Annotated in this window: 12 protein-coding genes and 1 tRNA gene; 7 read left to right on the top strand and 6 right to left on the bottom strand. The window is 65.6% G+C overall.

The annotated features are described in order from the left end of the window. Nucleotides 1-105: 105 nt before the first annotated feature. Both ABZO33_RS08840 and ABZO33_RS08835 read left to right on the top strand, forming a co-directional pair. Complete coding sequence (locus ABZO33_RS08840; protein ID WP_414536328.1) at nt 106-1,029, top strand: FecR family protein; 924 nt, start codon at nt 106-108, stop codon at nt 1,027-1,029. A gap of 96 nt (nt 1,030-1,125) precedes the next feature. Then, a tRNA-Met gene (locus ABZO33_RS08835) sits at nt 1,126-1,202 on the top strand. Nucleotides 1,203-1,256: 54 nt separating this feature from the next. On the opposite strand, the gene ABZO33_RS08830 is transcribed toward ABZO33_RS08835, so the two are convergent. Then, nucleotides 1,257-1,871, bottom strand: a complete 615-nt coding sequence (locus ABZO33_RS08830; RefSeq protein ID WP_414535745.1) for a LysE family translocator — start codon at nt 1,869-1,871, stop codon at nt 1,257-1,259. 217 nt (nt 1,872-2,088) lie between these two features. Between ABZO33_RS08830 and ABZO33_RS08825 the strand changes: the two genes are divergently transcribed. Then, complete coding sequence (locus ABZO33_RS08825; protein ID WP_414535744.1) at nt 2,089-2,994, top strand: LysR substrate-binding domain-containing protein; 906 nt, start codon at nt 2,089-2,091, stop codon at nt 2,992-2,994. Here ABZO33_RS08825 and ABZO33_RS08820 read toward each other — a convergent pair. Beyond that, nucleotides 2,934-3,518 carry a D-Ala-D-Ala carboxypeptidase family metallohydrolase gene (locus tag ABZO33_RS08820; protein WP_414535743.1) on the bottom strand — a complete coding sequence of 195 codons (585 nt, stop codon included), beginning with the start codon at nt 3,516-3,518 and terminating at the stop codon, nt 2,934-2,936. The genes ABZO33_RS08825 and ABZO33_RS08820 overlap by 61 nt on opposite strands. A 65-nt stretch (nt 3,519-3,583) precedes the next feature. Here ABZO33_RS08820 and ABZO33_RS08815 point away from each other — a divergent pair, with 65 nt between their 5' ends. Then, nucleotides 3,584-4,747: a hypothetical protein gene (locus tag ABZO33_RS08815; RefSeq protein ID WP_414535742.1), complete on the top strand. Its 1,164-nt coding sequence runs from the start codon at nt 3,584-3,586 to the stop codon at nt 4,745-4,747. Nucleotides 4,748-4,900: 153 nt separating this feature from the next. Here ABZO33_RS08815 and rimI read toward each other — a convergent pair whose 3' ends face one another. Both rimI and ABZO33_RS08805 read right to left on the bottom strand, forming a co-directional pair. Next, the gene (gene rimI / locus ABZO33_RS08810; RefSeq protein WP_046857177.1) at nt 4,901-5,356 is read right to left on the bottom strand and encodes a ribosomal protein S18-alanine N-acetyltransferase; all 456 of its coding nucleotides are present in this window, start codon (nt 5,354-5,356) and stop codon (nt 4,901-4,903) included. Continuing rightward, nucleotides 5,353-6,144, bottom strand: a complete 792-nt coding sequence (locus ABZO33_RS08805; protein WP_414535741.1) for an energy transducer TonB — start codon at nt 6,142-6,144, stop codon at nt 5,353-5,355. The genes rimI and ABZO33_RS08805 overlap by 4 nt, the downstream gene beginning before the upstream one ends. Before the next feature lie 275 nt (nt 6,145-6,419). Here ABZO33_RS08805 and mksB point away from each other — a divergent pair, with 275 nt between their 5' ends. The 3 genes from mksB to mksF are packed head-to-tail and all read left to right on the top strand — an operon-like array spanning nt 6,420 to nt 11,234. Next, nucleotides 6,420-7,709: an Mks condensin complex protein MksB gene (gene mksB, locus ABZO33_RS08800; RefSeq protein ID WP_414535740.1), complete on the top strand. Its 1,290-nt coding sequence runs from the start codon at nt 6,420-6,422 to the stop codon at nt 7,707-7,709. Next, entirely contained in the window at nt 7,699-8,406 is a 708-nt protein-coding gene (gene mksE, locus ABZO33_RS08795; protein WP_046857180.1) for an Mks condensin complex protein MksE, read from the top strand. Before mksB ends, mksE begins: the two co-directional genes overlap by 11 nt. Next, the gene (gene mksF / locus ABZO33_RS08790) at nt 8,403-11,234 is read left to right on the top strand and encodes an Mks condensin complex protein MksF (RefSeq protein WP_414535739.1); all 2,832 of its coding nucleotides are present in this window, start codon (nt 8,403-8,405) and stop codon (nt 11,232-11,234) included. Before mksE ends, mksF begins: the two co-directional genes overlap by 4 nt. A gap of 96 nt (nt 11,235-11,330) precedes the next feature. On the opposite strand, the gene ABZO33_RS08785 is transcribed toward mksF, so the two are convergent. Beyond that, a complete protein-coding gene (locus ABZO33_RS08785; protein WP_414535738.1) occupies nt 11,331-11,792 on the bottom strand; it encodes a CreA family protein in 462 nt (153 codons plus the stop codon). 5 nt (nt 11,793-11,797) lie between these two features. Further along, complete coding sequence (proB, locus tag ABZO33_RS08780) at nt 11,798-12,916, bottom strand: glutamate 5-kinase (protein WP_279888510.1); 1,119 nt, start codon at nt 12,914-12,916, stop codon at nt 11,798-11,800. Nucleotides 12,917-12,996 lie beyond the last annotated feature (80 nt).

Here is a 12,996-nt window from a genome sequence, read left to right as displayed (position 1 = left end):
GTACTTGTAAATAATTCTCAATATATTTAGCATCCTTTCTCCTTTCCCTTGTGAACGCTGGGCGAAACCGCCCTCCCCTGCGAGCAGACCGATCCCATGAGCCCGATGCCCGCCTTGCAGCCCACGCCGGACCCCGAGCAGGAAGCCCTGGACTGGTTCTCGCGCCTGCGCCAACCCGGCTGCGACGAGGCCCTGCGCCAGGCGTTCGCCAACTGGTGCCAGGACCCGCTCAACGCAAGGGCCTATGCCCAGCTCGAAGCCTACTGGCAGCAATTGCAGGTTCCTGCGGCGCGCCCGCGACCACGCATCGCCAAGGTCCGTCGCAGCCGCGCCGGACTGTGCTTGGCGCTACTGTTTCTAATACTGGTGGGCGCACTGGCCTGGCTCTACTGGCCGGTGATGCAGCGCCTGGGCAGCGAACTGCACACCGACAGCGGTGAGCGTCGCAGCGTGCGCCTGGCCGATGGCTCGACCCTGCACCTGGACAGCGCCAGCGCGATGAATGTCGACCTGCGCGGGCGCACCCGCCAGTTGCATCTGGTGCAAGGGCAGGTCTACCTGGAGGTGATGCTCGATGGCCGGGCCATGGAGGTGCAGGTCGATGACACCCGCATCCAGGTGTTCGGTACCCGCCTGCAGATCGCTCGCCATGCCGACTACGACGAACTGGTGGTGTTCGGCGGCAAGGCTGCGGTGTTGCAGGGGGGCGACCAGCGCCTGGTCAATGCCGGCGAGCGGGTGACGTTCAGCGCAAGCCGCATCAATCCGGTCGAGAAGATCGACGCCAAATTGGCCGATGCCTGGCGCAACGGCCAGTTGAAGGCCAGGAACCTGCCATTGAGCGAGGTATTGGAACGCCTGGCCGATTACCGTGGCCAGCGTGTCTGGATGATGAACGAGCAGGCGGCCTACCAGCGGGTCAGCGGCGATTTCGACCTCGATCACCCGGCGCAGAGCCTCGAGCGCCTGGCCGCCGACCAGCAACTGCGCTTGCACAACCTGCTCGGCCACTGGCTGATCGTGCGCTGAGGCGCCCTTCCCGGCTAAGTTTTTGAAAGGTTGGCAATTTTTTTTGAAAACGTTGTTGACAGGATCGCGATTCGAGCTAATAATGCGCGCCAAGTTGGCTACATAGCTCAGTTGGTTAGAGCATAGCATTCATAATGCTGGGGTCCGGGGTTCAAGTCCCTGTGTAGCCACCACCTTTTAAAAGGGCTTATCGAAAGATAAGCCCTTTTTCTTTGCCCGCGAAAAAGCTACTTCACTCCTGCCACCACCACGGCCAGCCCCAGGCCGATCAACGCCACGCCGATGACCCGGTCGACCACCACTTGCCGCTCGATCATCGCCCGGCGCAGCCCGCTGCTGGAGAAGAACACTGCCACCAGGCTGAACCACACCCAGTGGGCGAACGACATGAACGCGCCGTAGGCGAAGTCCAGCGCCAGCGGGCTGCCAGGCTGCACCACCTGGGTGTAGGCGCTGACCACGAAGAGCATGGTCTTGGGGTTCAGCGCGTTGGTCAGAAAACCCGTGCGCAACGCGCTCGCCACGCTGGACGCGCCTTGCGCCAGGCCGTCGAGGCTGATGCGCGTGGTGTTGGTCAGCGACTTGTAGCCCAGGTACACCAGGTAGCCCGCCCCCACTACCTTCATGGCCAGGAATAGGGTCGGGCTCTGGCTGATGATCACGGCGATGCCAAGCACGGTGTACAGCACATGCACTTGCACGCCCAGGGCGATGCCTGCCGCGGCAGCGAGGCCAGCCTTGTGACCTTGTGCATAACTGCTGCGGGTGACCATGGCGAAGTCGGCGCCGGGACTGATGACGGCCAGGAGGGTGAACAGGGCTACGGCGATGAGTTCGTTCACGAACAGGGATCCTCGATGAAAATTCACGGAAGATGGGATTATCCTGTTGCCTTGAACGGGTAAAAATCGATTTATAGTCTGACTAATCTGCTAGTTTTACTCACCTATCCGCATTGAATCGACTGGCCTATCGCGGGGCAAGCCCGCTCCCACGAGCACAGCCTGAGCATGCGTGGGAGCGGGCTTTCCCCGCGATAAAGCCGGAACAGGCCAGCACATGAAACTGCCTCCCCTCACCGCCTTTCGCTACTTCGACATCGCCGCCCGCACTGAAAGCTTCGTGCGCGCCGCCGAGCACCTGCACGTCACCCACGGCGCCGTCAGCCGCCAGGTGCGCCTGCTCGAGGAAAGCCTCGGCGTGGCACTGTTCGAACGGCGCAACCGGGCGATCTTTCTCACCCCCGCCGGTCGCGAGCTGCGCAGCACCACCCAGTCGATCTTCGAGCAATTGGAGGGCGCCGTGCAGCGCCTGCAACAGCAGCCTGAAGACAACGTACTGGTGGTCTCCTGCGAGCCGACCATCGCCATGCGCTGGCTGATCCCGCGCCTGCCGCGCTTTCACGCCGCACATCCCGACCTGCAGTTGCACCTGGTGGCGGCCGGCGGGCCGGTGGACTTCGCCCGTGGCGGCATCGACCTGGCCCTGCGCCGCGATGACTTCCATTGGGATCGCCAGTTGCACAGCCTGAAGATCTGCGATGAATGGATCGGCCCGGTCGCCACACCGCACCTGGAGGGCCAACGCCTGCTGCACAGCGCCACCCGCCCCGATGCCTGGGCGACCTGGCTGCGCCTTAGCGGCCAAGGCATCCGACACACGGCGCGCAGCGAGTTCGAGCACTTCTACTTGTCGATCCAGGCCGCCAGCGCGGGCATGGGGCTGGCCATCGCCTCGGCGCTGATGGTCCGCGACGAACTGGACAATGGCCAGCTACAGGCACCCTTCGGCTTCCTGCGCGATGGCTCCGGCTACCACCTGCTCAGCCCGCAGCCGCTGGACGTTGGCAGCAAGCGCCAGCGCTTCGCGCAGTGGGTCGGCGACGAGTGCCGGGCCTGCCTGGCTCACCTGGGCTTGCTGCAGAACGACGAACCGGCCCCGCCGTCCCCGCCCCAGGTGCGATAGCCGGCCGTGTCGATATGGATACGCCCCGAGGGGTAACGGCCAAGCCCCATGTTCCAGGCCTGGCCGTGCTGCTGCCAGAAGCGGCACAGCGGGTTAGGGTCGGCCCAGCGCGGCAGCAGCAGGTCGACGGCGAAAGCGCGCATGTGCGCGCTGCTCGGTGCGCCGCCGGCACAGGCATTGAGCCGGGGATCGCGGTAGGCCGACACCACTTCGAACTGATTCAGGATGCCTTGGCGATCCAGGGTCTGAATCAAGGCCAGGGTCGAACGCACCGCCGGCCAGTGACTCGCCGGCGGCACCGCGAAGGGTGAAGCCTTGCACAGGCGCCAGTCGGAGGCCGAGCGCAGCAACTGATGAATCGGCACCACGCCATACAGCCGGGCCTCCACCAGCATTTCACGAAACCGTCGGTTCTCGTGATCCCCGGCCCACTGGGCGAACATCCACACATCGCGTTCATCGGCCTGCACCGCACCCAGCCCGATCAGCGCGCTAACCAATAGCCATATCCTGGCGCTTTTCATTCCCCCACCTCTTCATCCACCATGGGCGGTCCGCCGTCCTGGCGGCCACTGACAAGGAGTTAAGCATGCACAAGATTGCTGTATCGGGCCTGGCCGCCCTCGCCTTCAGCGGCCTGGCCATGGCCGACGCGCAGATCGACCTGGGCGATGCCCAGCGGGTCACACGGCTATTCGCCTACCCCAACAACTGCAACGTGATCTGCTACCGCGACTGGACACTCGAGAAGACCGTCGAGCACTACCTCACCCAGAGCGTGCAGCGCGACGGCTACGCCGACGCCAAGGTCACGGTGAACCGCGACAACGACAAGCTGCACGCCAGCATCACCGGCGTGCCGGCCAGCTACACCGAGCCCTTGCGCAAGCTGCTCGACAGCGGCGAGCTGGCCTACCAGGGCGCCACCCGCCTCAACCAGAAAGGCGGCTGGGACTACAGCTGGTACCTGTTCCTGCCCCTGGGCATGGCGCTGGAGAACCGCCGCAGCATCGAACTGCTGCACTTCCCGCCGGACTATTCGCTGACCCGCTACCAGGACTACCTGAAGTCCAACACCACCGACCGCTGGGCGGAGCTGCTGACCTTCAATGGTATCGAGGCCACCCAGACCCCGGCCTACCAGACCATCGTCGACATCGCCCCGATCGCCGCGCCGGCCAGCGCCGGCAAGGACCTGGAAGGGGTCTACAGCTACTTCAACGACTACCAGGTGCGCATGGTCAAGGAAGTGGCCCTGACCCACGACGGCAAAGGCGCCTTGCCGATGGTTGCGTTTGGCGCGCCGGTACGCGCCTGGATCCAGCAACAGTATGGGCCAAAGGTGAATGTGCTCGGCCTGGTGAGCATCAGCCCCGAGGCCAACAGTGCCAAGGTGCCCGTGCTCGGCGCCAACCACCCGAGTGCGATCTGGTACGCCGCCGACCCGAAAAGCTATGACGGCGATCAGGACAAGGCCGACGCCGCAGGCCTGAAGATGATGGGCCAGGACCTTTCCGCCGCCTGCTGGCAGGCCGGCATGGGGCGCAACCCGCAGGCCGATGCCAAGCTCACCCTGGATGCCTGCACCAGCAAGTGGCAGGTAACCCAGAAGAAGCAGACCTGCGAACTGTTCTACCGCACCATCCGCGAGATGACCCCGGAGCAGGCGGCGGCCAAGTGCAATACCGGGCCGGTCACACGCAGCCTGCGGGACCTGCGTAAACCGGTCGAAGTGCAGCACCCAGAGATCTGAGTTACTTGCACAAGGGGCCGCGATGCGGCCCTATCGCCGGCAAGCCGGCTCCCACACCGACCGCGCCGCCTTCAAGCCAAGTGCCATCGCTGTGGGAGCTGGCTTGCCAGCGATGGGGCGCGTAGCGGCCCCAATACAAGACAGCGTGCGAAGTCAGTCTTCGAGCAACGTACAGGCCATCACCAGGGCATCCTCCCGCCCACCCGCCATCGGGTAGTAGTCACGGCGCCGGCCGACTTCATTGAAGCCATAGCGCTCGTACAAGCGATAGGCCGACTGGTTGCTGGCACGCACTTCCAGGAAACACTCACGGCCATTGAGCTGATAGGCCCGGGCCATCAGGTGTTCGAGCAGGCGCAGACCCAGGCCACAGCCCTGGTTCTCCGGTTTGACGGTGATGTTGAGCAGGTGCGCCTCGTCGATGATCACATTGATCACGCCATGGCCGACCTGCTGCTGGCCGTCGAACATCAGCCACACTTCGTAGGATTTCAGCGCATCCTGGAAGATGCCGCGGGTCCAGGGATGGCTGAAGGCGGCATATTCGATCTTCAGCAGGGTATCCAGGTCCGCCTCGGTCGCCGGGCGGAAACTGATCGAGTCACTCATTCAACGCGTTTCCAGCGCGCCATCAGCTGGCGCATGGCTTTCCAGACGTCCGCCTTGCGCTGCGGCTCGTCCATCAACAGTTCAAGGCCGGGCAAGGCCCAGGCATCGCCGAGCAGGTCGACCTTGAGTTCTTGGTAGTAGGCTTCGGCATCGGCCTGGCCGGCGAAGCGGATGGCCGGCAAGCCGAGCAGCCACAGACAGGTACACGGCGCTTCTTCCAGGCGCGCGGCGATGAAACCCTGGACGAAGTCCCGGGCGGCGTCCGGGCCCTGGTCCATATTGCCGCGCATCAGCAGCGGCCAACGCACCGGCTCGCCAATGATCTGCGGGGCGTCCGGCAGGCCAGCGGCGCGCAGCATGTCCTTGAGCAGCAGGTACGACGGGTCGCGACTCTGGAACGGCTGGCCGGTGGCCAGCTCGACCAGCAGCAGGCAACTGCCAGCGCGCAGCAACTGCAGGGCGAAGCGTGGCGGCGGTACCGGCGCCGGGCGTGGCGCGGGGGCCTCCTGCTCGGCCTCGACCGGCTTGGCGGCTGGTTTTGGCGCGCTGCCCGGACGCGGGATCTCGATCTTCGGCCGCTCGGCACGCGCCTGAGGAGCCGCCGGGGTGGCGCTCGGCGCAGGCACGGGAGCGGCCGGACGCACCTCGAAGTCGACGTCCTCGACCGGCGCCACCGGTAACAGCAGCTCTGGCCGCGACGGCGCGGCGAAAGGCAGTTCGGCGCGCGGCAGCCAGTGCACCACTTGCATGGCGGACAGGTAGGCGCGGCGGCGGGACTCGATCAGCAAGGCGCGGGTATCCGGGGATAGTCGAAACAGTCGGGCATTCTAACGCCGTTGACCTGGATGCGCCGCAACAGAATATCGGCCATCGCGGGGCAAGCCCGCTCCCACGCCTGCATTAGGGCGTGGGAGCGGCGGTTCGGCGCCCCGACTTGCCCCGCGATGGCCGGTGAATCCCCCAAACGGATCAGGGTTATCCCCATAACAGACCAAGGGGTGAAATCCTCCCCCCCGGATGCAGTACAATCGCCGCTTTTATTTGGCAACGAGTCGACCCGCCAATGATCGAACCCAAGCGCGTCCTGCGCGCCCTAGCCGAACACTGGGCCTTGATCGAGCCGCTGTGCGAGCGCTTCGACCAGGGCACCCTGAGCCTGGTCGAGCTGCGCCAGCAGCTGGCCCGCCAGCAGGTGGAAAGCACCCCGCAGGACATCACCCAGCTGCTCGACGTGTGGATTCGCCTGGACATCCTGGTCCCGGTGGCCAAGAGCCCGAACCGCTTCGAGCTCAACGCGCAGATCCACGACTTCCTCGCCTACCTGCGCCGCGAACACCGGCTGGGCCTGTGCCTGGAGATCGAAGCCTACCTGCGCCACCTGGAGCGCCTGGCCGGGCATATCCAGGACGCCTTCGACAACCGCGACAGCGACGACCTGGCGCGCCAGCTGCGTCTGCTCGACATGCGCGTGCGCGATGTGCTGAAGAAGCTCGACAACGACGAACAGGCGCTGGTGGCCGTGGCCGAGCGGGCCAAGACCAGCAACCGCCAGATCCCCCTGCGCCAGCGCTACGCCGAAGTGCTGGCGACCTGGGACGAATACGTCGAGCCGATGATCCAGCTGGTCAACGCCGACGGCGCCTTCGAGCAGGGCGTGCGCAAGGTCGAGACCGTGCTGCTGCGCCTTTTGGGCGAGCAGGCGCGCCTGGGCCACCTGGTCGACGACGACATGCTGCTGCGCACCCACGCGCGCATCCTCGAGATGCAGACCAGCGCCCAGCTGACCTTGCGCCACGCCCGCGAGCTGCTGCTGCCGCTGCGTGAAGAGGCGCGCCGGCACAACGCCGTGACCCGCGGCGCGGCGCTGGCCCTGTCGGTGATCCGCAAGAAGGGCATCGACGCCGTGCCGCAGGCGGCCATGCCGATGTTCACCCGCCCGCAGAGCACCTTCCTCGGCAGCGCCAGCCAGGTCGAGGCCTACGTCTACGCCCTGGCCCGCTTCGAGCCCAAGCCCGCGCGCTTCCCCAAGGCGCACAAGACGCAAAAGGGCCCGCTGCCCCGCGCCCCGCGCACGGTCAAGGAAATGCTCGAGCGTTGCGAAGACGCCCTGCCGCTGCCGGACCTGATGGTCTGGCTGCTGGAGCAGGAGCCCGAGGGCGCTACCGACGAACTGCTGTACTGGTTCTCGCGCCTGTCGCGCGAGAAGCGCTTCAGCCGCGAGCGCCTCGATCGCCAGCAATACCTCACCCGCGAACACCTGGTCAGCCTGCGCTCCTTCGCCCTGACCTCCAGCCGCGAAAACAAGCCGGCGACCCTGACCGAATCCACCGCGAGCCCCGCCCATGCATCTTGATCTTTCCGAACTGTCCCAGCTCGCGCCGATCTTCCGCGAACTGTTCAAGGGCTTCCACGTCAGCCGCCGCGACCCGGAGCTGTACGCCCAGCTGTCGAACTTCCAGGACCAGTACCGCACCCTGTTCAAGGCCCTGGGCTTCGAGCTGGTGTGCGATACCCGCGGCTTCTACTACTTCGTCCCCGAGCAGGCCGCCGCGCAGGTCAACAAGACCGCCCAGCGCCTGTCGCTGTTCACCTTCATCCTGGTCGAGCACCTCGCCGACCAGGGCCGCGACCCGATGGCCGTGCTCGACGGTGGCAGCATCGGCCGCGACGAACTGCCGTCGCTGCTGGACAAGTACCGCGACCTGTTCCTGCAAGCCGAAGTGCAGACCGTCGACGAGCTGGAAGAAAAGATCATGCGCCGCATGAGCCAGCTCGGCTTTGCCCATGAGGAAGGCGGCATCTACCGCTTCCTGCCGCCGATGCACCGCTTCCTCGACGTCTGCCTGTCGGTCCAGCAGGACCGCGACCTGGCCGCCACCCTGCACAGCGATCTGCCGCTGCCAGTACCCGTGCTGGTGGTGGAAGAGACGCCCGAAGAACTCAACCGCACCGACGACCCGCTCGACCTCACCCCGTTCGACGGCGAGGAAAGCGAAGAGGATGCCCTGGCCCGGGCGATCCGCGAAGAGCAACAGGAGATTGACGCATGAGCCAGGAACGCTACGGCATCCGCCGCTTCGCACTGCTCAACACCGCCGGCTACAGCCTCGGCCTGTTCCCCTTGGAACACCCGTTGTCGGTCTACGGCGCCAACAACCTGGGTAAATCGGCGTCGATCAACGCCCTGCAGTTCCCGATCCTGGCGCGCATGTCCGACATGAGCTTCGGCAAGTACAGCCTGGAGCAGTCGCGGCGCTTCTACTTCGCCAGCGACACCAGCTACATCCTCACCGAGCTGAACCTGCCCCACGGCCCGCACGTGATCGGCGTGGTCGGCCGCGGCCCAGGCGGCGGCTTCGGCCACCAGTTCTTCGCCTACCAAGGCGAGCTGGACCTGGCCCACTACCAGAAAGACGACACCTGCCTGCGCCAGAAGGAGCTGTTCACCAACCTCGAGCGCCACGGCCTGAAAGCCTACGAGCTCAAGCCGGATGAGCTGCGCCGATTGCTGGTCGGCGGCCACACCTCGGTGCCGCTGGACCTCACCCTGATCCCGCTGCGCTCGACCAGCGAGCAGAGCCTGAAGACCTTCCGCGCCCTGTTCATCAACCTGCTGCACATGCGCGAGATCACCGCCGCCAAGCTCAAGCAGCTGTTCCTCGACGCCTTCGAGCACAGCCTGCGTTCGGGCAGCGTCGACTACATCGCCGCCTGCGAAGAGGCCTTCCGCGACGTGCGCCGCATGGAGGGCGACTACAACGCCCTGGTGGCTGCCGGCCCGCTGGTCGAGGCCCTGGCCGGTGGCGTGGCCCAACGCGACATTCTGCGTGGCAAGCTGCATCGCATTTCGCCGCTGCTCGACAACCTGCTGGGCACCTGGCAGGAATATGCCATGGCGCGCAAGGAAGAGCTGGTAATCCAGTCCGAGCACTACCGTGGCGAGCAGGACCGACTGCAGAACGACCAGCGCGGCGGCACCCAGGAGCTGATGCGCCTGGAGCGCGAAATCACCGGCATTCAGCGCTGGCTGGGCGAGCTGTCGGTGCTCAAGCACCGCTTCGCCCTGGTCACCGATGTCAAGGTGCTGGAGCAGCAGCTGCTGGCGGCCAAGGACGCTCACGACGAACTGGCCGGCGCCCTGGCCCAGTCGCGACAGTTCTCCGCCGAAGACCTCGACGAGCGCGTGCGCGACCTGGAAAAACGCGTCAAGGCGGTCAAGCAGCAGCTCGACCACGCCGACAACAACAGCTATGCGCGCCTGCGCGAAGAGTTCTCGCAGCAGGACGTCGACCGCCTGATGCGCCTGTTCAACGGCGCGCTGTTCAGCCTGCCGATGGGTGAGCGTGGCATCGAGCTGGACGACAGCGACGTCTGGGTGAAAACCCTGGAGGGCGTGCTCGACCGCTTCAAGGGCGAGCGCTTCGAAGTGCCTGGCCTGTCCATCGACATCTCGCACATCGACCCGCCCGCGCTGCAGGCCCTGGCCGACCGCGCCGCCCTGCGCGATCAGAAGGAACGCCTGGAGAAAGAGCTCAAGCAGCTCAGGACCCAGCAAGCCGTAGCCCTCGACCGCGCCGCGAGCAAGGCGCAGACCGAGGCGCTGTACCAGCAGGTGCTGGATGCGCAGAAGGCCCTGGAGGACTTCCGCCGCACCGAGACCCTGGCCGCCGAAGAGCCGGAGAAAATGGAGCAGCTGGGCCAGCTGGAAGCCGCCCAGGACGAGCTCAAGCGCTCCAGCGACGCCTTCACCGAGCGCGTCCAGCAGCTGTCGGCCAAGCTGCAACTGGTAGGCCGGCAGATTGCCGACCTGGAAGCCAAGCAGCGCACCCTGGAAGACGCCCTGCGCCGTCGCCAGCTGCTACCGGCCGACCTGCCGTTCGGCACACCGTTCATGGAAGCCATCGACGATTCCATGGACAACCTGCTGCCGCTGCTCAACGACTACCAGGACAGCTGGCAGGCGCTGCAGCGCGTGGACAACCAGATCGAGGCGCTGTACGCCCAGGTGCGCCTGAAAGGCGTGGCCAAGTTCGACAGCGAAGACGACATGGAGCGCCGCCTGCAGCTGTTGATCAACGCCTACTCGCACCGCACCGAGGAAGCGCTGACCCTGGCCAAGGCCCGCCGCGCCGCGGTCACCGACATCGCCCGGACCCTGCGCAACATCCGCAGCGACTACGACAGCCTCGAGCACCAGCTGGCGCTGTTCAACCGTGAGATCAACAAGCGCCAGGTGTCGAACCTGGAGAGCTTCCGCGTGGTGCTGGCACCGAACAAGGAAGCGCTCAAGCATATCGACCAGATCATCCACAGCGCCGGCCAGTACGAGGAAGGCGAGACCCTGTCGGTGTTCGACCTGACCCAGAGCGCCGAGCAGGATCACAAGAACGAAGAGGCCAAGGAATACCTGGCGCGACTGGTGGCGGCCAACCACAACCAGCTGGGCCTGAAGGACCTGTTCGAACTGGCCTTCGAGATCACCAAGATCAACAGCCAACCGGTGATCCACGCCGACATCGATGGCGCCGCGTCCAACGGCACCACCATGACCATCAAGGCGCTGACCAACATGTACCTGTTGCTGCACCTGATGGACCGCGATCTGGCCGGGCGCATTCGCTTGCCGTACTACCTCGACGAGGCGGCGGACATCGACGAACGCAACCAGGCGGCGCTGCTGGAGACCAGCCAGCAGCTGGGCTTCGTGCCGATCCTGGCGAGCGTGAAGCCGCAGGTGTCGGCGCGGGTAGCGATCGATCTTGAGGGTGGTAGCGGGCCGAATGGCATCTACATCGACGAGGCAGACTGGAAATACATCAGCCGTCGCGACGAGGTGAAGGCCATCGTGCGTGAGGATGAGGCCGAAGAGCTGGCCTGAGCCATCCTGTAAAACATCGCGGGGCAAGCCCGCTCCCACGCCGATCCATGTGATGGCGTGGGAGCGGGCTTGCCCCGCGATCGTTTCAGCCGGTGATCACTGCGCCCACGGCACAATCGGAATCGCCGTCACCGCATTCTGCGGGCTGCCTTCGATCACGCGGTCGCTGTACACCAGGTACACCAGCGTATTGCGCTTCTTGTCGAGAAAACGCACCACCTGCATGGTCTTGAACACCAGCGAGGTGCGTTCCTTGAACACTTCCTCACCGTCTTTCAATTCACCCTTGAAGTGGATCGGCCCGACCTGACGGCAGGCAATCGACGCCTCGGCACGGTCCTCGGCCAGACCCAACCCACCTTTCAGGCCACCGGTCTTGGCTCGCGACAGGTAGCAGGTCACGCCATCGACCTTCGGGTCGTCGAACGCCTCGACGACGATGCGGTCATTCGGCCCGACGAACTTGAACACGGTGGACACCTGGCCGATTTCCTCGGCCCCGGCCAACATCGGCAGCACCAACGCGGCGGCGGCAATCAATCCTTTAAGCACTTGCATCTCCTTCAGACCAACACCAGGTTGTCGCGGTGCACCAGCTCAGGCTCGGCGCTGTAGCCCAGCAGGCTCTCAATGGCATCGGACGGCTGGCCGATGATCTTCTGTGCTTCCAGGGCACTGTAGTTGGCCAGGCCACGGGCCACTTCCAGGCCGTCGGGGCCAACGCAGACCACCATCTCGCCACGGCGGAAGCTGCCCTGCACGGTCTTCACCCCCACAGGCAGCAGGCTCTTGTTCGATTCGCGCAGGGCTTTCACCGCGCCGTCGTCGAGCACCAGGGTGCCACGGGTCTGCAGGTGGCCGGCCAGCCACTGTTTGCGCGCGGCGAGCATGCCGCGCTCGGGCGACAGCAGGGTGCCCAGGCGCTCACCGGCCTTCAGGCGGTCGAGCACGCGCTCGATACGGCCACCAATGATGATGGTATGCGCACCGGAGCGGGCGGCCAGGCGCGCGGCGCGCAGCTTGGTCTGCATGCCGCCACGGCCCAGGGCGCCGCCGGTACCGCCCGCCACGGCGTCCAGCGACGGGTCATCGGCACGGGCTTCGTAGATCAGCTGGGCTTCGGGGTTGTTGCGCGGGTCGGCGTCGAACATGCCGTCGCGGTCGGTGAGGATCACCAGCAGGTCGGCTTCCACCAGGTTGGCCACCAGCGCCGCCAGGGTGTCGTTGTCACCGAAACGGATCTCGTCGGTGACCACGGTGTCGTTCTCGTTGATCACCGGCACCACACCCAGGTCGACCAGGGTGCGCAGGGTGCTGCGGGCATTGAGGTAACGCTTGCGGTCGGACAGGTCGTCGTGGGTCAGGAGGATCTGCGCGGTGTGCTTGCCGTGCTCGCCGAAGCTCGACTCCCAGGCCTGCACCAGGCGCATCTGGCCAAGCGAGGCAGCGGCCTGCAGCTCGTTCATCGCGCTCGGTCGCGTGGTCCAGCCCAGCTGGCTCATGCCCGCTGCGACGGCCCCGGAGGAGACCAGCACCAGTTCCACGCCCGCCTCGCGCAGGGCCACCATCTGCTCGACCCAGACCGCCATGGCGCCCCGGTCGAGGCCCTTGCCGTCGGCGGTCAGCAGCGCGCTGCCAATCTTCACGACCCAGCGCTTGGCGCCAGTCACCTTGCTTCGCATCTTCTCTTCCAACCTATGTCGAATCTGTAGATACCTTGGATACAAAAACGCCGCTCCAGAGAGCGGCGTTTAGTGTACTG

It is taken from the genome of Pseudomonas sp. CAM1A (genome assembly GCF_047501685.1).
In the GTDB taxonomy this organism is placed as follows: Bacteria; Pseudomonadota; Gammaproteobacteria; order Pseudomonadales; family Pseudomonadaceae; genus Aquipseudomonas.
Note: the sequence above shows the minus strand (reverse complement) of the source record. Positions and strands in the feature narration are given on the sequence as shown.

Bases quoted from the DNA above. Each gene is read 5' to 3' on its own strand.
- mksB (WP_414535740.1), top strand. From the start codon at position 6,420: ATGATCGAACCCAAGCGCGTCCTGCGCGCCCTAGCCGAACACTGGGCC.
- ABZO33_RS08820 (WP_414535743.1), bottom strand. From the start codon at position 3,518: ATGAAAAGCGCCAGGATATGGCTATTGGTTAGCGCGCTGATCGGGCTG.
- ABZO33_RS08840 (WP_414536328.1), top strand. From the start codon at position 106: ATGCCCGCCTTGCAGCCCACGCCGGACCCCGAGCAGGAAGCCCTGGAC.
- ABZO33_RS08825 (WP_414535744.1), top strand. From the start codon at position 2,089: ATGAAACTGCCTCCCCTCACCGCCTTTCGCTACTTCGACATCGCCGCC.
- ABZO33_RS08785 (WP_414535738.1), bottom strand. From the start codon at position 11,792: ATGCAAGTGCTTAAAGGATTGATTGCCGCCGCCGCGTTGGTGCTGCCG.
- proB (WP_279888510.1), bottom strand. From the start codon at position 12,916: ATGCGAAGCAAGGTGACTGGCGCCAAGCGCTGGGTCGTGAAGATTGGC.
- ABZO33_RS08815 (WP_414535742.1), top strand. From the start codon at position 3,584: ATGCACAAGATTGCTGTATCGGGCCTGGCCGCCCTCGCCTTCAGCGGC.
- mksF (WP_414535739.1), top strand. From the start codon at position 8,403: ATGAGCCAGGAACGCTACGGCATCCGCCGCTTCGCACTGCTCAACACC.
- mksE (WP_046857180.1), top strand. From the start codon at position 7,699: ATGCATCTTGATCTTTCCGAACTGTCCCAGCTCGCGCCGATCTTCCGC.
- rimI (WP_046857177.1), bottom strand. From the start codon at position 5,356: ATGAGTGACTCGATCAGTTTCCGCCCGGCGACCGAGGCGGACCTGGAT.